The sequence below is a fragment of the Kribbella voronezhensis genome, assembly GCF_004365175.1.
Classification (GTDB): domain Bacteria; phylum Actinomycetota; class Actinomycetes; order Propionibacteriales; family Kribbellaceae; genus Kribbella; species Kribbella voronezhensis.
Genome location: NZ_SOCE01000001.1, coordinates 5,136,234 through 5,154,174, shown reverse-complemented (window position 1 = coordinate 5,154,174; position 17,941 = coordinate 5,136,234). Strand labels below are relative to the sequence as shown.

At 68.1% G+C, this 17,941-nt stretch carries 19 protein-coding genes and 1 tRNA gene; 10 read left to right on the top strand and 10 right to left on the bottom strand.

Going from position 1 to position 17,941, the window contains the following annotated elements; all coding sequences use genetic code 11:
- Nucleotides 1-6: 6 nt before the first annotated feature.
- Complete coding sequence (locus EV138_RS24075; RefSeq protein ID WP_133981049.1) at nucleotides 7-471, bottom strand: GNAT family N-acetyltransferase; 465 nt, start codon at nucleotides 469-471, stop codon at nucleotides 7-9.
- A complete protein-coding gene (locus EV138_RS24070) occupies nucleotides 464-1,852 on the bottom strand; it encodes a UTP--glucose-1-phosphate uridylyltransferase (RefSeq protein ID WP_133981048.1) in 1,389 nt (462 codons plus the stop codon). Before EV138_RS24070 ends, EV138_RS24075 begins: the two co-directional genes overlap by 8 nt.
- Nucleotides 1,853-1,942: 90 nt before the next feature.
- Here EV138_RS24070 and EV138_RS24065 point away from each other — a divergent pair, with 90 nt between their 5' ends.
- Together EV138_RS24065 and EV138_RS24060 are read left to right on the top strand one after the other, a co-directional pair.
- The gene (locus tag EV138_RS24065; protein ID WP_133981047.1) at nucleotides 1,943-2,491 is read left to right on the top strand and encodes a 5-formyltetrahydrofolate cyclo-ligase; all 549 of its coding nucleotides are present in this window, start codon (nucleotides 1,943-1,945) and stop codon (nucleotides 2,489-2,491) included.
- Between the two features lie 10 nt (nucleotides 2,492-2,501).
- Complete coding sequence (locus EV138_RS24060; RefSeq protein WP_133981046.1) at nucleotides 2,502-3,623, top strand: serine hydrolase domain-containing protein; 1,122 nt, start codon at nucleotides 2,502-2,504, stop codon at nucleotides 3,621-3,623.
- On the opposite strand, the gene EV138_RS24055 is transcribed toward EV138_RS24060, so the two are convergent.
- The gene (locus tag EV138_RS24055; protein WP_133981045.1) at nucleotides 3,620-6,148 is read right to left on the bottom strand and encodes a penicillin acylase family protein; all 2,529 of its coding nucleotides are present in this window, start codon (nucleotides 6,146-6,148) and stop codon (nucleotides 3,620-3,622) included. The genes EV138_RS24060 and EV138_RS24055 overlap by 4 nt on opposite strands.
- Before the next feature lie 105 nt (nucleotides 6,149-6,253).
- Nucleotides 6,254-8,491, bottom strand: coding sequence for a glycosyltransferase family protein (locus tag EV138_RS24050; RefSeq protein WP_133981044.1), 2,238 nt, complete (start codon nucleotides 8,489-8,491; stop codon nucleotides 6,254-6,256).
- Between the two features lie 197 nt (nucleotides 8,492-8,688).
- Between EV138_RS24050 and EV138_RS38625 the strand changes: the two genes are divergently transcribed.
- The 3 genes from EV138_RS38625 (at nucleotide 8,689) to mscL (ending at nucleotide 10,293) form a co-directional block, all read left to right on the top strand.
- The gene (locus EV138_RS38625) at nucleotides 8,689-9,066 is read left to right on the top strand and encodes an FmdB family zinc ribbon protein (RefSeq protein ID WP_133981043.1); all 378 of its coding nucleotides are present in this window, start codon (nucleotides 8,689-8,691) and stop codon (nucleotides 9,064-9,066) included.
- Between the two features lie 65 nt (nucleotides 9,067-9,131).
- Nucleotides 9,132-9,767, top strand: a complete 636-nt coding sequence (locus tag EV138_RS24040) for a CpaB family protein (protein WP_133981042.1) — start codon at nucleotides 9,132-9,134, stop codon at nucleotides 9,765-9,767.
- A 121-nt stretch (nucleotides 9,768-9,888) separates the two neighbouring features.
- Nucleotides 9,889-10,293 (top strand): large conductance mechanosensitive channel protein MscL, encoded by a 405-nt coding sequence (mscL, locus tag EV138_RS24035; protein ID WP_133981041.1) that lies wholly within the window; start codon nucleotides 9,889-9,891, stop codon nucleotides 10,291-10,293.
- 68 nt (nucleotides 10,294-10,361) lie between these two features.
- Here the strand turns inward: mscL and EV138_RS24030 are convergent, their stop codons facing one another.
- The 4 genes from EV138_RS24030 to EV138_RS24020 all read right to left on the bottom strand — a co-directional run bounded on the left by EV138_RS24030 (nucleotide 10,362) and on the right by EV138_RS24020 (nucleotide 12,558).
- Complete coding sequence (locus EV138_RS24030; protein WP_133981040.1) at nucleotides 10,362-10,850, bottom strand: GNAT family N-acetyltransferase; 489 nt, start codon at nucleotides 10,848-10,850, stop codon at nucleotides 10,362-10,364.
- A gap of 21 nt (nucleotides 10,851-10,871) precedes the next feature.
- Nucleotides 10,872-11,510 (bottom strand): alpha/beta fold hydrolase, encoded by a 639-nt coding sequence (locus EV138_RS24025; RefSeq protein WP_133981039.1) that lies wholly within the window; start codon nucleotides 11,508-11,510, stop codon nucleotides 10,872-10,874.
- Nucleotides 11,507-11,647 carry a hypothetical protein gene (locus tag EV138_RS37360; RefSeq protein WP_166678662.1) on the bottom strand — a complete coding sequence of 47 codons (141 nt, stop codon included), beginning with the start codon at nucleotides 11,645-11,647 and terminating at the stop codon, nucleotides 11,507-11,509. The genes EV138_RS24025 and EV138_RS37360 overlap by 4 nt, the downstream gene beginning before the upstream one ends.
- Nucleotides 11,648-11,874: 227 nt before the next feature.
- The gene (locus tag EV138_RS24020; RefSeq protein WP_133981038.1) at nucleotides 11,875-12,558 is read right to left on the bottom strand and encodes a hypothetical protein; all 684 of its coding nucleotides are present in this window, start codon (nucleotides 12,556-12,558) and stop codon (nucleotides 11,875-11,877) included.
- Nucleotides 12,559-12,803: 245 nt separating this feature from the next.
- Between EV138_RS24020 and EV138_RS24015 the strand changes: the two genes are divergently transcribed.
- From EV138_RS24015 to EV138_RS24000, 4 genes are all read left to right on the top strand, one after another.
- A complete protein-coding gene (locus EV138_RS24015; protein WP_238158316.1) occupies nucleotides 12,804-13,367 on the top strand; it encodes a hypothetical protein in 564 nt (187 codons plus the stop codon).
- Between the two features lie 239 nt (nucleotides 13,368-13,606).
- Complete coding sequence (locus tag EV138_RS24010) at nucleotides 13,607-14,101, top strand: SigE family RNA polymerase sigma factor (RefSeq protein ID WP_133981037.1); 495 nt, start codon at nucleotides 13,607-13,609, stop codon at nucleotides 14,099-14,101.
- Nucleotides 14,098-14,697: an META domain-containing protein gene (locus EV138_RS24005; protein ID WP_133981036.1), complete on the top strand. Its 600-nt coding sequence runs from the start codon at nucleotides 14,098-14,100 to the stop codon at nucleotides 14,695-14,697. Before EV138_RS24010 ends, EV138_RS24005 begins: the two co-directional genes overlap by 4 nt.
- Before the next feature lie 92 nt (nucleotides 14,698-14,789).
- Complete coding sequence (locus EV138_RS24000; protein ID WP_238158315.1) at nucleotides 14,790-16,082, top strand: chymotrypsin family serine protease; 1,293 nt, start codon at nucleotides 14,790-14,792, stop codon at nucleotides 16,080-16,082.
- A gap of 115 nt (nucleotides 16,083-16,197) precedes the next feature.
- Here the strand turns inward: EV138_RS24000 and EV138_RS23995 are convergent.
- Both EV138_RS23995 and EV138_RS23990 read right to left on the bottom strand, forming a co-directional pair.
- A tRNA-Arg gene (locus EV138_RS23995) sits at nucleotides 16,198-16,270 on the bottom strand.
- A gap of 160 nt (nucleotides 16,271-16,430) precedes the next feature.
- Nucleotides 16,431-17,000: a TIGR03086 family metal-binding protein gene (locus tag EV138_RS23990; RefSeq protein ID WP_133981035.1), complete on the bottom strand. Its 570-nt coding sequence runs from the start codon at nucleotides 16,998-17,000 to the stop codon at nucleotides 16,431-16,433.
- 64 nt (nucleotides 17,001-17,064) lie between these two features.
- Here EV138_RS23990 and EV138_RS23985 point away from each other — a divergent pair, with 64 nt between their 5' ends.
- A complete protein-coding gene (locus tag EV138_RS23985) occupies nucleotides 17,065-17,811 on the top strand; it encodes a helix-turn-helix domain-containing protein (protein WP_238158314.1) in 747 nt (248 codons plus the stop codon).
- The last annotated feature ends 130 nt before the right edge of the window (nucleotides 17,812-17,941 follow it).

Here is a 17,941-nt window from a genome sequence, read left to right as displayed (position 1 = left end):
GGAACTCTATCTTTCGGGGTGCCCGCCCCAGACCATGCGTACGTCGGGCGACTTCTCCTCGTTGCCCGCTCCGTCCGTACGGCGTACTTCGGCGAACCCGTGTCGCCGGTAGAACTTCTGCGCGCGCTCGTTGCTCTGGAACGTCCACAACGCCAGCCCACCCGGCCGGAGGTCCTTCGCCAGCTCCACCAACGTCGACCCGATCCCCTGCCCGGCCGCATCCGGTACGACGTACAGCTGGTCGAGGTCGTCACCGTCGAGCGTCAGCACCGCCACGATCCGGCCGTCGTCCAGCGCGACCCAGCTCTGCGCGTCCGGCAGCAGGACCTCCGCGAACCAGGTCCGAACCTCCTGGATCGAGTGGATCGCCGGCGGCAGCTGAGCACCTTCGGCGTGCCGGGCAGCCCACCAGACGTCCGCGGCCTCATCGGTGTCGTACGGCTCCAGCGGCCGGATCCAGACATCATCCACGCAGCTCGGTCCCGTCGTCGACCTGCCGCTGCTGCCCCGGCTCGGCGCTGACCTCGACGTCGCCGACCACCACCACATCCTTGCCGAAGGCAACATCGCCGCGGACCTCGAGCCGGTCGGCGCGGACCAGCGACGGCGGCCCGGCCGGGAACCGGGCCTCGAAGTCGGCCAGGATCTTGAAGAACTCCGGGTCCAGGTCGACGTACGGCTCGTCGCCCTCGTGGGTGGTGGTCAGGTCGCCGGCCTCGTCGAGCTGGTACACGTCGGAACGCAGTACCAGCAGGTCGTTCGTGGTCTTCACCGGTTTGAAGCGGCTCCGGTCCACGATCACGGCCTGCGAACCCTCGAAGGTCTCGATCGCCGTCCCCATCGCGGTCTCCAGCTGGATCACCTTCGGGGATGAGGAGTCCGCCGGGTCGACCGTCTTGCGGTTGACGATGATCGGCAGACCGAGGATGCCGTCGTGACCGGTCATCAGCTCGGCCAGCCGGTCCAGGTCGATCCACAGGTTGTTGGTGTTGAAGGTCGTGTGCAGCTTGGTGTTCTGGAAGGAGGCGACGTCGTCGGGATGCACCTGGGCGCTGTCGCGCAGGATCAGCCGGCCGTCGGACTTGCGCACGGCAACGTGGCCGCCCTTGCGGTCGGACCTGGTCCGGCGGCAGACCTCCATCCCGAACGGGACGTCGTGCTCGGCCATCCAGGCGGCGATCCGGCCGTCCGGCGTGGCGCCGAGGTTGTCGGCGTTGGAGATGAACGCGTGCCGGAAGCCGTGCTCGCGGAGCGCGTCGAGGGTGCCTGAGGCAACCAATGCGGTGAAGAGGTCACCGTGCCCGGGCGGGCACCAGGCCAGCTCCGGGTCCGCCTCCCACTCGGCCGGAGTGAGGTCGTCGGCCAGCAGCTTGGGCTCCATGTTCTGCAGGAAGTCGAGCGGCAGCCCGTCCACCGGCAGTTCGGCGTACTGGTCGAGGACGGCGAGCGACTCGTCCTTGGTGCGGAAGGAGTTCATCAGCACGAGCGGCAGCGGTACGTCGTACTCCTTGCGCGTGCTCAGGATCTGCCGGGCGATGATGTCGAGGAAGCTCAGGCCGTCCTTGACCGGCAGCGCCGACTTCGGACCGGTCACGCCCATCGAGGTGCCGAGGCCGCCGTTGAGCTTGATCACCACCGTCTCGGCCAGCGCGGCACGCATCGACTCGGCGTCGGTGTCGAGGTGCTCGAGGTGAGGAAGATCACCCACCGGCTCGATCTCGGACTCCCGGATCGTCCCCTGCTGGCCCGATTCGAGCAGCCGGTAGTAGTGCGAGAAGACCTTGATCGCCACGTCGGCCGCACCGGCCGCGCGCATCTTCTCCTGTGCCTGTCGAAGCCCCGCCTCACTCATAAGGCAACCCTAGTGCCCGCAACCGACGTGGTTTAAGCCATCGCGGCGCGCGCGGGGCGGTCGGGCGGTGGCGGTCCGTACGATCAGGAGGTGTTTGCTACCAAGACGGCCGCGCGCGACGCGCTGCTCGCCGCCCGGGCCGTCCGGCCTTCCGGAAAAGGTTTGCTGGAGTCCGCGCGCGAGCACCTGGGCGCGCGGCAGCGGATCGCCCTCTACGTCTCCCGAGGCCCGGAACCACAGACCGGCGCCCTGATCGACTGGCTGCTGGCCAGCGGTCGTGAAGTGCTCCTGCCGATCCTGTACGCCGACAACGACCTCGGCTGGGGAGTGGCACCCGGTGCCGCCGACCTCGTTCCCGGCCGGCTCGGCCTCTCCGAGCCGCCCGTCGACCTGGGTGCCGCGGCGATCGCCACCGCGGATCTCGTCATCTGCCCGGCGCTCGCGGTCGACCGGCACGGCGTACGGCTGGGTCGTGGTGGCGGTTCGTACGACCGTGCACTCGCCCGGGTTCCCGCCGGTACGCCGATCTGGGCGGCCGTCTTCGACGAGGAGATCGTCGACCACCTACCGGCCGACCCCCACGACCACCCGGTGACCGCGGCACTCACTCCCACCCGACTCGTCCTTCTCGGACAGTGACGGAGGCGTCATGACCAGCTGGCAGGCAGTGGACCGGCTCGACGAGGCGATGGCCGGGTACGTCGACCGCGGCGAGGTCGCGGGCCTGATCACGCTGGTCAGCCGGCCGGGCGAGGTACGGGTGAACGTGCTCGGAGCCTTGGCGTACGGCGGTGCGCCGCTCGAGCGCGACAGCCTGTTCCGCGTGGCGTCGTGGACCAAACCGATCGTCGCCGCCACGGCGATGATCCTGGTGGACGAAGGGCACCTCGAACTCGATGCGCCGATCGACGACCTGCTGCCGGAGCTGGCATCGCCTCGAGTGCTGAGCCGGCCGGATGGACCGGTCGACGAGACGGTGCCTGCTGAGCGGCCGATCACGCTGCGGGACCTGCTGACGTTTCGGCTGGGTCTCGGCGAGCCGATGGCGGCTCCGAACAGCCTGCCGCTGCAGCAGGCGGAGGCAGCGCTCGGAGTACGGACCTTCGGACCACCGAAGCCGAGGACTTCGCTGGAGCCGGACGAGTGGATCCGCAGGCTGGCGACTTTGCCGCTGCAGTACCAGCCGGGCGAGCGCTGGCGGTACGCGACCGGCTCGCACATCCTCGGCGTACTGCTTGCGCGGGCGAGTGGTCAGCCGTTGGAGGTGCTGCTCCGGGAGCGGTTGTTCGAGCCGCTGGGGATGAAGGACACGGGGTTCGCGGTACCGGCGGATCAGCGCGCCCGGCTGACCACGGCGTACCTCGGGCAAGGGGTGTACGACGACGCGGCGGACAGTCAGTGGCTCGAACCACCGAGCTTTCCGGACGCCGGCGGCGGTTTGATCTCGACTGCGGACGACTTCGCCGCCTTCGCTCAGCTGCTGGTTGCCGGAGGCGCCGGAATCGTGTCACCACAGTCGGTCTCGGCCATGACGACCGACCACCTGAGCGCCGAGCAACGCGCCGACGCGGCCGCCTTCCTCGGCTCGGACGCCGGCTGGGGCTTCGGTCTGGCGGTCCTGCCCGACCGCTACGGCTGGGCCGGTGGCCTGGGCACCCTCTGGTACACGCTGCCCGAGCAGCAGACGTTCGCCCTGCTGCTGACCCAACGCGCCCTTTGGACGCCGGCACCGGGCCTGCTCGAAACCTTCGACACCGCGCTGACCGGCTAGCGCTCCGGCTTGGTGAAGGTCAGTGTGTGCTTCCGGGTCGCCTCGACCGCGCCCTTGGTGAAGGCCCAGGGCAACGTCTCGCCCTTCACCCACAGCTCGGTCTGGTCGGTGTAGTTGGACGAGAACGCATGGCCGGAGATGCCGGTCAGGTTGATCCAGCGCGACTTGTCGAAGTCGGACAGGTCGACCACCATCCGCATCGACGGCGTCGCGGTGACGGTGTAGCCGTCGGCCGCGTTCCAGCCGGTCGCATCGACCGTGGACGAGCCACCGCCCAGTTCGTACGGGCCGCGGTTGAACAGCTTCTTGATCACACCGGGTGCCGAGGTGCCCAGCGTCTGGTTCGTCAGGGTCAGCTTGTGCAGGCGGCCCCACTGCCAGTTCGAGGGCTCGCGGGCCATCTTGGTGGTGATCTCGGCCCGGGCGTTGACCAGGGCCTCGCGCAGGATGTCGTCGCGGGTCTCCCGCTGCGGCGTGCCCTGCTTGTCCCACCAGCCGCTGTTCGGCTGGACGACCAGGTTGCGCATCACCTCGAACCAGCGCGACCCGCCGTCCGGCCAGGCCGACTCGGGCAGTTGGTCGTGGAAGGTGAGCGCGAGCAGGTTCCGCCAGACGATGTTGAAGTACGCCGCGGGCGCGGAGTCGGCCGGCTGGGTGAAGTCCCAGCCACGCAAGGCGTCCTGGCCCTGCTTGTCGAAGTCGTCGTTGATGGCGATCCGTAGCAGGTACGGCACCAGCAGTTCGGCGTTCTTGTTCTTGGTGTCCAGCTGGATCGCCGCCATCGAGTTGACGTCCAGCTTGTCGACCGCGTGGATCCGGTCGAGGATCTGCTGCGAGCGGTAGCCGTAGTCCCAGTCGTCGGTCAGGTGGTACTTGTACGACTTCGGCACCACCGCCTGGTTCGCGGTGACGATGACCCCGTCGTCCGGATCGAACTCGGTCGGCATCGCCTGGAACGGGACGAACCCGTTCCATTCGTACTTCGGGTCCCAGCCGGGCACCGGCCAGTCGCCGGTCCCCGCCTTGCGGATCGGCACCCGGCCGGGAGCCTGGTAACCGATGTGGCCGTCACGGTCGGCGTACACCAGGTTCTGGGAGGGGACCTCGAACAGGCTCGCCGCCTTGCGGAACGAGGTCCAGTTCTGGGCCCGGTCGATGGCGAAGATCGCGTCGGCCGAGCGCCCCGGCGTCAGCGCCGTCCAGCGCAGCGCGACGGCGTACGGGACCGGGCTCTTGCCCTTCGCGGCGAGCTCGCCGGTCTCCCGCTCGTCGTCGCCGACGTCGGAGATGATCGGACCGTGCCGGGACTCCCGGACGATGATCCGCTCCTCCTCCTTCTGGCCGGCCACCTTGAACGACTCCGCCCGCAGCGTCAGCGGCTCGAGCTTGCCGCTGTAGAGCGCGTTGTTGCCGTCCAGCCGTTCGAGGTACAGGTCCATCACGTCGGGGTCGAGGTTGGTGAAACCCCAGGAGATCTGGCTGTTGTGGCCGATGATCACGCCGGGCAGACCGGAGAAGCTGAACCCGGACACGTCGAACGGGCACTGCGGGCCGAACTTGTTGCAGTGCAGACCGACCTGGGTCCAGATGCCCGGCATGCTCGCGCCCAGGTGTGGGTCGTTGGCCAGCAGCGGCTTGCCGGTGGTGGTGTGCTCACCGGAGACCACCCAGGAGTTCGACCCGATCCCGTCGCCGCGGCCGAGCAACTGCGGCAGGCCCTTGGCCACCTTGTCGACGGTGTCCAGCGAGTTCAGGAAGTCCTTGGTGAGCATCCCGCGGCGGGCCTCGTTCTCGACCGGCTGGGCGCTGAACTTGCCGTCCTCGCCGACCGAACCGCCGGCGAGGATCGGCTCGTTGCGGTCGTACGGGTAGGCCGGGTAGAGGCTGTTGACGTTGCGGGCCGGCTGGGTCGCGGCGAGCTTGGTCCGGTCGATCTCGTCGGCCATGTTGCCGCCGAGGTCCCAGGCCATCGCCTTCAACCAGGCCAGCGAATCGGCTGCCGTCCACGGCTCAGGGCGATACGCGCCATAGTTGATCGACAGTACGGCGTACTCGAGGCTGAGGCCGGAGCCGGAGTGCTCGTCGAGGTAGGCGTTGACGCCGCGCGCGTAGTCGTCGAGGTACTGCCGGGTGGACGGTGACAGCAGCCCCAGTTCCTTCTCGGCGATCCGGCGCCAGCCCATCGTCCGGATGAACTTGTCCGTCTCCAGCGCGCCCTTGCCGAACAACTCCGACAGTCGCCCGGAGGTGACGTGGCGGCGGAAGTCCATCTCGAAGAACCGGTCCTGCGCGTGCACGTAGCCCTGCGCGGCGAACAGGTCGTCCGGCTTGTCGGCGTAGATCTGCGGGATGCCGTTGGCGTCGCGGACCACCTCGACATCGGCGTCCAGGCCCGCCAGATCGACGGTCCCGTCATAGCTGGGCAAGGAATGACGGACGACGAAGATCCCGGTCCCCGCCACCACGAGCAGCAAGGTGACCAGGCCGATACCGCCGATGATGAGGACTCGAAGCAGGCGACGCACGGACCCAACCGTAGAGAATGCCGCCCCGCACCCCAAATGCTGGTCACCGACACACTCGGTCGAACAGGACCGTGGCCATTGAACGGACGTGAACGTCACTGGCGTCTAGCTCGGGGTCGGGCTGATCGGCGGGGTCAGCTCGAAGACCTGGACAGTGCCTGCGCTGAACCGCCAGTGGGACTGGAGCGAGTGCGGTGGCCGGGACACCTTCGTGTCGTACACGAGCCAGCGCACGCCGTACTGCGTCCATAGGCGGTCCAGCGTCGTTGGGGACGGGTCGGCGTCGTTGAGTGCCAGCAACTCGGGATCCCAGAACGGCCCGTTCGTCGCGTTCTTGCTGGTCTGCGCTCTCGGGGTGTAGGCCCAGCCCTCGACGAGCACCCTGCGTTCGGCGTACGCGGACAGCCAGAAGTTGCGGGTGTCGCAGCGCCTCGGGTCGTACGCGGGCATGCAGTGTGAGTTGGTGACGAGCCTGTCGTTGACGCTCGAGTGGTCCCGGATGTAGCGCGCTGCCTCGGCGCCGCCGTCCGGGATCTGGCGTCTCGGGTGACGGCAGTCTGGTCTCTCCGGACCGGACACGCAGACCTTCTCGCCGACTGTGGTGATCACCGTCTCAGGCAGAGCGATGCCGACCACGCCGAAGACCACGAGTACGCCGAGGCCGAGCGCCAGGGGTCGGACCTTCCAGTGGCCGGGGGTCTTGGTCAGCAGGAGCGTCACGATCGCCGCTACCAGCAGCGCTGTCAGCCACGGAGCGATGACCTGCAGGCTGACCAGTGCGACGCCCTGGCGCTTGAGAGGTCGGTCCGGAGTCGCCGCGCCGAGGATCTTGGCCAGTACCGCGCCGACTGCGAGGGCTGCCGCCATGCGTGGGAGGGCGACGCGGAAGCGCACGCTGTCGAGCAGCTGGGTCAGACCCCAAGCCGAGCCGGCTATGGCGATGGGGAACGCTGCGCGGACGAAGTACAGCTGGCTGAAGCCTGGGTGATGGAGGAGAGCACCGGCAGCCACACCGGCGATGAGGAAGCCGAGTAAGAAGACAGCGGTCGGGTCCTTCCACCTGCCCTTCTGCAGGAAGGCGACCATGCCGACGCCGCCGATCGCCCAGGAGACCAGGAGCGTTAGGCCCGTAGTACCGAGGACCGCTACTTCTGCCGCATGGTTGCCGTAGTGGTTGCCGAAGCCGACCTTGGGGGCGAGCGCTCGGAAGCTTTGTCCTGGGCCGAGGGCGACGCCGGACGAGCCTGCGCTGAACAGGACGACCTGGGCCACGCCTAGCGCGAGCACGGCTACTGCAGCGAGGCCCAGGTGAGCGCGGTCGAGTCTGCGAGTCGTTGCGAGTTGCACTGCGATGACCAGCGCGATGGCTGCGACCAGCATTGGCACGAACGACGCTTTGGCGCCTGCGAGCGCAGCGATTCCTACTGCCAGCAGCAGCCAGTTGCCGGGTCGCCTGTCTTCACGGAGGAGGCAGACGATCAGCCAGACGACTGGGATGGCCAATACGACCGCGAAGGCGTGCGTGAGGCTGTACATGAGGACGGCAGTGGAGTACGGCGCTTGGCTGATCAACTCTCGCCCGTCCCAGCCGTACACGTCGAAGCTGGTGACGGTTAGCAGGAGCCACGCAGCGAGCGGGCCTGCCCAGGACCGCTTGGCCAGCTTCGTGGCCAGCGCTGCGACCGACAGGATCGGCAGCAGGGCGCAGAGAGTCGGGAAGAGTCGGCGGAGCAATACGTCCAGCTCTATGCCGGTCTGCCAGGTGGTGGCGGCCACCTCGGCATGCATGAACCAGTGGTAGTTCAGTGGCTGACCGATGACGTACGGGATCTGGCCGGGTAGATGGTTCTTCAGCTCGCCGGCCAGCGCCAACTGGTACGGCATGTCGCTGTACTGGAACGCGGCGTCGGGAAAGGCGATCGGCTCGATGGCGAGTCCGTTGCGGGTGATCACCCAGAGCCCTACCACTGCCGCGGCCGCTACAGACCACGCCCACCAGGCCGGCATCGGAGCGCGTCGGGTGCGCCAGTTGGTTCGTAGTACGGGCACTGTCAGGAAGGCGTCCAAGGTGGCGGCTGGGACGACGAGAGGCAGGAGCGGTACGCCCAGGGCTCGGCCAGGGATGTAGGTGAGGATCGAGAGAGCCAGGCCGAGGCCCGTGCCGAAGGCGAAGTCGGCGGCGAACCCGTCGCCGTTGCCGCGTAGCCAGCGCCAGAGGAGGACTCCTGGCATCACGATGCTCAGGCCCAGGTAGAGCGAGAACAGGCCGATCGTGTCCCATCGCGTACCGTAGGCGGCCAGGAGCAGGCAGCCAGTCGCCCAGATGAGCAGGCCTGGCGTCACTCTCAGTAACGGTTTCAGGCTGTCCCGCCCCAGTGATCCCACGCTGGGGAGACGTAACCGACCGGTGCGGAGGTTGCCAGGCCGGCGAAACTGGTCCAGACCGGCGGACTGACGGGCAGGAGTTGGAATACTTCGGGCCCGTGCCGCATTATTAGCAGTCGAGTAGTAGGAGTGCTAGCGGCCTGAAGGGAACCAACGTGCCGACGTACCAGTACCAGTGCACCGAGTGTGGCAACTCGCTCGAGGTCCGGCAGAGCTTCACGGACGATGCGCTGACCGTCTGCCCGAACTGCGAGGGCACCCTGCGCAAGGTCTTCAATGCGGTCGGCGTGGTCTTCAAGGGCTCCGGCTTCTACCGGAACGACAGCCGTTCGAGCGGCACCAGCACCGTGCCGGCCAAGAGCGAGTCCAGCTCTTCGTCTTCGACGTCCTCGTCCGACTCCGGGTCTTCCTCGTCCAACGGCTCGTCTTCCAATGGGTCGTCTTCGAACGGGTCGTCTTCGGGTTCGTCGTCCTCGTCCAGCTCCTCGGGCGGATCGTCGGCGGGCAGCGCCAGCAAGACCAGCGCGGCCTGACCAGCTCTGAGGGCCCTGTGGACAACGGGGCCTGACCTGCCGGAGAAACTCGTACTTTCTCTGGCATGAACCGATCGAACTCCTTTCTTCGCGACCTCCGCAAAGCCGTCCGCTGGCATCGCCGGCTGCTCGCCGGGGTGTCCGCGGCGGCAGCCGTCTACTTCGCCCTGGCCGCCGTGTCGCCCGAGCCGCCGCCGACCATCGCTGTGCTCGCCGCCGCGCGCGACCTCCCCGGCGGAGCCGTGCCTTCGACCAGCGACCTGCGCACCCTGCACCTACCTCCCGCAGCCGCGCCCACCGGCGTACTACGGCCTGGCGCCGACTTCGCCAAACGGGTGCTGGCCGGCCCGGTCCGCGCCGGCGAACCGTTGACGGACGCCCGCTTCTTGTCGCCCAACGCACTCGGCCCAGGCTTGGTTGCGTACCCACTTCGCTTGGACGACGCCGACATCGCCGCCCTGCTCCGCGTCGGCGACCGGATCGACGTCTACGGCGCGACCAGCACCGGCACGGCCTTGGCGACCCTCCTCGCCGACGCCGCTCGCGTGATCGCCCTTCCGAACCCGCGCGCCTCCCCCAGCGGCAGTCCTGGCGCGCTGATAGTCGTCGCCACCTCCGCCGAGACGGCGGCCCACCTGGCCCAGGCCGGCACCAACTCCCGCCTCACAGTTGCCCTCACGGCATCGCCAGCGACCTCCTGACTGTCGATCACTTGTCAGCCCCGTTGCGGCGCGGTTCCTCGCCCCGCACCGCCCGATGGCCCTACGTTTTGCAGATATCGACCGCCGCGGGCCGCCAGGGTCCCAATCGTGGAGGCACGGAATGCTCAAGGGCTTCAAAGAATTCATCATGCGAGGGAACATCCTCGACCTCGCCATCGCGTTCGTGATGGGCACCGCGTTCGCGACCGTCGTCAAGACCGTGGTGGACAACCTGGTCGCCCCGTTGATCGCGTCGATCGGCGGCACGAACGTCAACGGCCTCGCCTTCCACATCGTCGACGGCAACGAGAAGTCGATCGTCGACGTCGGCGCGATCATCAACGCCCTGATCGTGTTCGTGCTCACTGCGGCCGTCGTCTACTTCGTGCTGGTCGTGCCGATGAAGAAGATCCAGGACCGCCGCGCCGCGGCCGCCGCCACCGGCGTGGAGCCGGAGCCCGAGCCCCTGACCACCGACCAGCAACTCCTGGTCGAGATCCGCGACGCCCTCCGCACCCGCCCCTGACAGTCGCGCCCGACCCTGCCGTAGGCGAGGCGTGCCTCTTGTGACGCCTCGTCTCGTCGGCCTGGTGCCTACTTGGCGTTGACCGTCGGGTATTGGAGCCAGGCGTAGTTGATCGGCTGGGGTTCGTTCCATTCGGCGGCGAGCCTCTCGTCGACCGGCTGGAAGCCCACCCGCAGGTAGGTCCTGATCGCCCGCTCGTTGTCAGGTCGGACTCGCAGAAACACAGCTGAATAACCAGCCGCCAGCGCCGGCTGCAACAAGGCCCGGACGAACTCGGCGCCGATCCCCTGCCCCCGAAGGTCCGGCGCGACGATGATCCGGGCGAGCTCGACCTCGTCCTCCTCGTCATCCAGCCACAGCTCGCCGTACCCGACAGGCGCTCCCCCATCGAAGTACAAGTACGACGCGATGTCGTCGGCCACCTTCCGCCAACTGCCCACCAGGTCCGCCGGGAACGGGTACTCCTCGCGCCCGGACAGCAGCGCGACTTCCTGCGCAGTACTCGCCCAGCTCGCCACCACCGCCGCGTGCGAATCCTCGAACGCCTTCAACTCCACGACTCCCCCTGAAACTCTGCGTCAGCCGTTCGCGAACTCCACGAATGCGGCTACCAGCGCGTCCCGGTGCGGCGGGAAATCCGGCGTCGGCGGCTCAGGACAGCCCGGCAACTCCCGACTCCCCTGGATCAGCCCCAGCAAGGCGTCGACCGTCTTGCGCTGATGCGACGGATTCTCCGGTGCGGACGGCAACACCGCCACCGGAATTCCCAGCCCGGCAAGCTCCCGATCCGCCACCCCACGCAACGTCTCTCCAGCCAGCAACCCGTCAGCCACCTCGCCGGAAGCACCCCGCGCCACCAGGCCGGCCCTGGTCCGCTCGTCGACGGACACGTCTCCCCCGGTCGCGGGCCACGCGAGCAACAACTGACTCACGGCTTCCGGATATGCCAGCGCCAGCCGCACTGCCACCGAGCATCCATTGGAAGCACCAACCAGCGGCACCGGCTGGTCCGGCAGGAGCGCCGCGAGTTCGTCGACCTCTTGCGCCCAACTGCGAGCCCTGCGCACGCGATCGGGCGCGATCACGTCCAACCCCGCAGCTTCAAGCCCCGCCGAAATCCCCGGCGTGCGCCAGAAACCCCTCGAATCCATGGCATCCCACAACCCGCCATGGACGAGAAACACGCGACTACCGCCGCGCTGCGAATCGACCGTCATCCGTGATGCGGAGGAACCTCGCGAAGAATGCGCTCGTCATCGTCGCTACGCGGGTCGTTCTCCCCCCACGAGCGGGGATCGTCATCGCTGGTCTGTTCCGGCAGCAGCGGCTCGTCGTCTTCGTACGGGCTCGTCATACCCCCCAGATTACGCGACCCACACCTCACTGCCATCCAGCATTCCCGCCCGCAGACTTCGGCTCATTCCCACCCAGGATTCAGCCCGCCCGAGACTCCGATAACCCTGCCCAGAATTCCCGCTCACCCGCCCGGAGACTCCAGACCCGTCCTACCTGAGTTCGGCCCCCGCCCGGAACTCCGAATCACTCCGTCGAGGGTTCGCATCTCTGCCCGGGATTCCGGGCTCAGTCCTGTCCGGGGATTCGAGGCAGGTTGCGTTGTTGGCCTTCCAGTTGACCCTGCTGCTGTCCCGGGCCGACCTGTTGCGCGGTCGCCGCCTGGATCAGCGGCGCGATGCCCGGCTCGCTCTTCCAGCGCTCGGCTCCGAGTACGGTCCACGCGGTCAGCACGGACAGAGTCGGCGTCGACAGACCGCCCAGCCGCAGCGGTTCGGCGTTCTGGAAGCCGAAGGTGATCGTCCAGTTGGCCGGGTCGGGATAGAACTCCTGCACCGCGGTGTAGTAGAAGCTCAACCAGCCCCGCGCCGGCAGATGGCACATCAACCGGTAGTTCGTCGCGATCGTCGGCACCTCTTGCAGATCACGCCACAGCAGTTGCATGTCGCGCCGCGCGGCCGCCTTCCGGCCGGCGTTCAGGGCGGCGTTCGCGGCCATCAGTCCGAGCACCATGCCCGGCCTGCCGAAGAAGATGCCGCCGCTCTGGGTGTACTGCCCGCTGCCGCCGTACAGCCGCGCGTAGTGCGCGGGTGCCTGCAGATAGGCGACCTCGCCCTGCTCCAGCACGATGCCGTACAAGGTGAGCGGCTGCGGTGCGTTGCCGGCCATCAGCCAGCGCGCCCAGTCCTGCCCAAGCTGCCACTCCTCGCGCTCCCGCTGCGCGAGCGTCGCCGCATCCTTCTTCTTGCCCACGTCCGTCCTTCCGTCGACTGCCCTTCCAGATCATCCCAAACCCGCGACCCGAACAGCCCGCACACGTTACAGAACTGCTGCTTTTGACACTCGATCCAGCTCGTGACCGGATAGACGCCGCCCCGTGACAGTACCTATACGGCCTGTGAGTGGCAGGTCGAGCATGATGGGCCTCCTTGCCAACCCGGAAGGACCGAGTCGTGAGTGCATCAAGGACACGGGGCCTCATCGGAGCATCGATTGTCGTGGCCGTCCTCGGAGTCACCGCCGCCTGCGGTAACGAGGACAGCCCTACTCCCGGTGCCCAGCCCACCGAAACGCCGACCACCACCGGCACCACACCCACCGCTACTCCGCCCACCCCCAGCGGAACGCCGAGCATGGACTGCCCCGACACGATCGCCGCGGTGAAAGCCGCCGTCGACAAAGCCGTCTGGGGCAAGGGCACCGCCAAGTCCGCGTTCAACCCGGTCAGTGTGACCATCTGCCAGTACGACCCGACGGCGACCGGCCAGGACTACGCGACGGTGCAGACCAAACGCATGGCCGCCCAGGCGACCCAGCTGTTCACCCTGGTCAACAGCGCGAAGCCAGTGGCCAAGAAGCCGAACATGTGCACGAAGGAACTCGGCCCGACGTACGTGCTGCGGTTCACCGACAACGACCGCGGCGTGCTCTCGTACACGGCCGAAGCCTTCGGCTGCCGCCGGCTGGTGGCGACTTCGTTCGAGGGCCAGGGCAAGCCGGGCGACCTCGCGTCACCACGGCAGGTCTCGCCCGAACTGATCAAGTCCCTCGCCCTGCGCTGACCCTCCCTCGGACGCGCCCCCCGAAGCCGTCCGAGCCGGGGTCATCCCCCCGCCTTGCGGGTCACCCCTCGGTGTCGACCCGCAAGGCGGGCGGTCAATCCCCGCCACCTCCAGAGGCTTCACGTCGAACGCTTGACTGCAGGGTGAGACGCAACTGTGTGTGAAAGGTTGCAGCACCCTGGGTAGCTCACTGCGTCTAATAGGTGTGAGGTGTTGTACGCCCAGGCTGGGAGTTGCGAGTGGATTTCGAGGAGTACGCGTCCGCGCGCGGACAGGAACTGGTGCGTCTCGGGTTCACCGTCTCCGGCGACTACCAGCGGGCGGAGGATCTGGCCCAGATCGCGCTGATGCAGGCGTTCCGGTCCTGGCGGAAGGTGCAGCGGGCGGACGACCCGCACACCTACGTCCGGCGGATCCTGATCAATTCCTACCTGTCGATGACGCGCCGCCGGTCCTTCACCGAGGCTCCGGCGGCCGAGATCGACACCGACCACACGGTGCCCGATCCCGCCACCGACATCGTGAACTCCGACGACCTCTGGCGCGCCCTCGCCACGTTGTCGGCCCGGGAAAGGGTCGTCCTGGTCCTGCGCTACTACCAGGACATGGACGACCGGACGATCGCCGACCTGCTCGGCATCAAACCGTCCTCCGTGCGAGCGACCGCCAGCCGGGCGCTCGCCGCACTGCGGAAGACGAGGCAGTCCCACCGTGTTGATGAGAGGTTGCCGTGAGCAAGACCGAGCTCGAGGAAGACCTGCGCGCCACGTTCGAACGCGCCGCCGCTTCCGTCCCCCTGGCCCCTGACCTAGCCGGCCGCGCGACCACCGGCGTGCGGCAGGCACAACGCCGTACGTGGATCGCGTCCGGCGCTGCCGCTGCCGCGATCGCCGTGGTCGCCGGTGTCGGCGTCAGCCTCGACCACGGCAGCACCTCCCCACCGCCGGTCCCTGTGGCCAGCAAACCGACAGCAGCCGCAACGACAGCCGCGGTGACCTCTGCGCAAGCTCTTGCCGGCACGTGGCGACCGGTGAAGCTGAATGGCTTCACCACGCTCAAGGTCGGTCGGCCCGATGACCCGACGCTGACCTTCCGGAGCGACGGCACCTGGACCGGCTCGGACGGCTGCAACAGCCTTGCCGGGACGTTCACGATCGGCCAGCGCGGCGAATTCACCAGTCACGCGGACGGCCAGCGGTTGATCGAATGCGGCAACGTGCCGCACACCGCCGTACTGGCCGCGGCCCGGCGGATCAGCACGGACCAGGCGACACTGCGGTTCTACGCGGGCGACGGGCGTGAAGTTGCGATCTACGCTCGCACACGGTAGTCAAATTTGCTCGCAGACGGTGATCGGCTATTGACTATGAGTCGTCCGTGCGCGGACCATTCACGGAGGCCGTCCACCGATTGGGGAGCTTAGTGCGACTCTCAGCCACCGTCCCGCTGCTCGCCCTTTGCTCGCTGTCAGTCACCGTCGCCTCGGTGTCGGTGCTGCCCACGTCCGCCTCAGTGACAGCGCCGGCGGCCTGCACGCATGCCGACCCGACCACCACCTCGATGAACGCGACCAGGCTCTCCCAACCGACCAGCGCGACCGATCCACGCCCGCTCGGCCAGGCGCTCGGCGAAGGCGTGTCCGCCGCCGTCCGCTCGACCGAGCCGCTCACCAACACCGGCCGGCCGACATCCGGCCTGCCGTACGGGTTGAGCCAGGGCATCGTCGGCCTCCTCGGCTCACCCGAGACCGGCTACAAGGTCGTGCTCGACGACTCGGTGGTGGACGATTCGAAGTACAAGGCAGCCATTTCCCGCAACGTCCCGCAGCCCGGTCTCAAGATGCTGACCGTCGAGCGCAGTTGCCGGTCCGCTCGCTCCATCGCGGCCGCCTGGACCAAGATCGGCGCTCGCGACTGGTCCGCGGACGCCGCGAAGACGACCTTCACCGCCGATCTCGATCCGGCCAGCGAAAACATCCTGGTCGAGTACGACAAGGCCACCACCTCCGCCGCCAGCATCGCCGGGCTGGAATCGATGGCAGGAGTCTCGGTGGTCGCCGGTAGCCCGCAGCGCATGACCCGGCTCAGCGACACCGCGACCGGCGGTCACTGGGGTGGGGCGCGGATCACCTCGACAACGAAGAACTGCACCGCCGGCTTCTCGGTCGTCATCCAGGCCACCAACACCCGCGGCGCGGTGACGGCCGGCCACTGCGGCGGCCCCGGCACGATCTGGCGCTCAGGCTCGAACTACTACGGCACCACAACGGTCCGCACGAACTACCCGGACTACGACCAGTCCCTGCTGGCCGGCAGTTCGTACGGCGCCAAGATCTGGACCGACGGCCCCGGCGACAGCGTCGACACCCGCACTGTGAAGGGCGGCGCCGACCCCGCGGTCGGCACGAGCATCTGCCAATCGGGTTCGTTCAGTACTTCGCTGTGCGGCATCACCGTCCGCTCCACCAGCGCCAAGTACTGCGACGCCGACGGCTGCACCACGTACGTAGTACGGGCGACCCGCGACGGCGCAACCGCCATCGTCAGTGGCGATTCCGGCGGCCCCATCTACACCCGCCCGACCTCCACCACCGCCACCATCCGAGGCCTCGCCTTCGCCGGCTCCGGCTGCACCTCCGGCCGCTGCACCACCCTCTACGCCGAACGCTACGACTCCATAGCCGGCCACCTGAACATCCGAGCCCTGGTCGGCTGACCCACCCCCACGAAGCACAGCGGGGTAGGCCCCACCCGCAGACACCCCAAATGACAACAGCTGAACCCACGAAACATGGGTTCAGCTGTTGCCGATGTCTTGAGACATCACAAAGTGCCCCCGGCAGGATTCGAACCTGCGGCACATGGTTTAGGAAACCACTGCTCTATCCCCTGAGCTACGGGGGCGCACGCGGGCCTAGCGTATCGGATGGCGAGCGCCCGACTACGAATCGCCTCCCGGGCGCTTGCCGGCCGGAGGAAGACCACTGCCAAGCCATGTGATGCGGGCGGTGCACCCCCCGACCTTCTTTCGGAGGGTGCACCGCTGCTCAGAGCCGGGTGGGGACTACGCCCAGGCGGGATCACGGCCGGTCAGGCCGAGGATGCGGTCGAAGGTGGACGCGTCGGCCGGCACCGCGATCTGCGGTCCGTACATGCCCATCTCCCGCCCCTGCTCGACGCCGGCGAACATCGTGTCGTGCAGATGCGCCAGCAGATTGGCGGGCAGTTCCAGCCGCTGCCCCGTCGCGACCGCCAGATCCCAGCCGTGCACGGCCAACTCGCCGACGATCATGTCGCCCATGACAGGCGCGGGCAGCATCTGCGGTGTGCCCATGCTCGTCTCGCCATCCCAGGCGCTCGGCGGCGTCCACGACGACGAGATGTCGTCCAGCAGAGCGAGCAGGTGGCCGCGCCAGTCGCCGGCTGCCAGGTCCACATCGGACTCGGCTTTCGCGGGCTGCGGAACGGACTCTTTGCGGCCGGCGCCGGCGAGCGACGGGCCCCAGAACAGCAGATGGTTGATCAGGGCCCGCACGTCGTACTCCGTGCAGGGAGTCTTGTTGGCGAGCTGGTCGTCGGTGATGGTGCGGGCGATTGCGGCCATGGCCTGGGCCGCGTCGGAAACGTGTGACATGGCGGCGATGCTAGGCAGCGTGGACCGGAGGGGTATTGAACAAAGACGACATACACTCTGCCGCGTGGGACGGGACATTCGTGAGCTGGCGAGTGCCTGGACCAGGCATCAGCGCCACGCGTTCCACCACCCGTCGCCGGCGCTCTCGCCATGGGTGGAGCATTACTGGGAGGCTCGCTGGGACTACGTCGAGCCCTACCGGCAGAAGATCGTGCCGTACCCGAACGTGCACTTGTCGTTCGGCGGCGGCCGCGCGGATGTCAATGGCGTCTGCAGCAGCTACCAGCTCAAGGTCCTCGAGGGCCGCGACCACGTCTTCGGCGTCGCGTTCCGGCCGGGTTGCTTCCGCCCGTTCCTCGGTGCCTCAGTCTCGACCATCACCGACCGTGTCGTCCCGGCGGCCGAAGTGTTCGGCCCGGACTCGCCCACGGTGCTCGACGCGCCGACCATGGATGCGTTCCTGCTGGAACACCTGCCGGACGATGACGACCCCCGGGTACGCCAGGCGGCGGCCGCGGTCGAGCTGATCGCCGAGGACAAGGCCGTGACCAGGGTCGAACGCCTCGCTGGTGAGCTGGGGTTGAGCATTCGGGGGCTCCAACGGCTGTTCGCGGAGTACGTCGGCATCGGACCCAAGTGGGTGATCCGCCGCTACCGCCTGCACGAGGCGACCGCACGCATGGCCGCTGGCGGGGCGATCGACTGGGCCGCGCTGGCGGCGGACCTCGGCTACGCCGACCAGGGCCACTTCATCCGCGACTTCAAGAGCATGTTCGGCGAGCCACCGACCTGGTACGCGCAGCGGTATTGAGGCATTCGCGCGGCAGTTGCCGGAGATGGTCGAGGCGATCCGGCAAGGACGTGGCCCGGCCGATGGCTGAGAGCATCAGCCAGAAGATGGCTCGCCGCGGTGGACGGGGACAGCGAAGTACCGGCCCCGA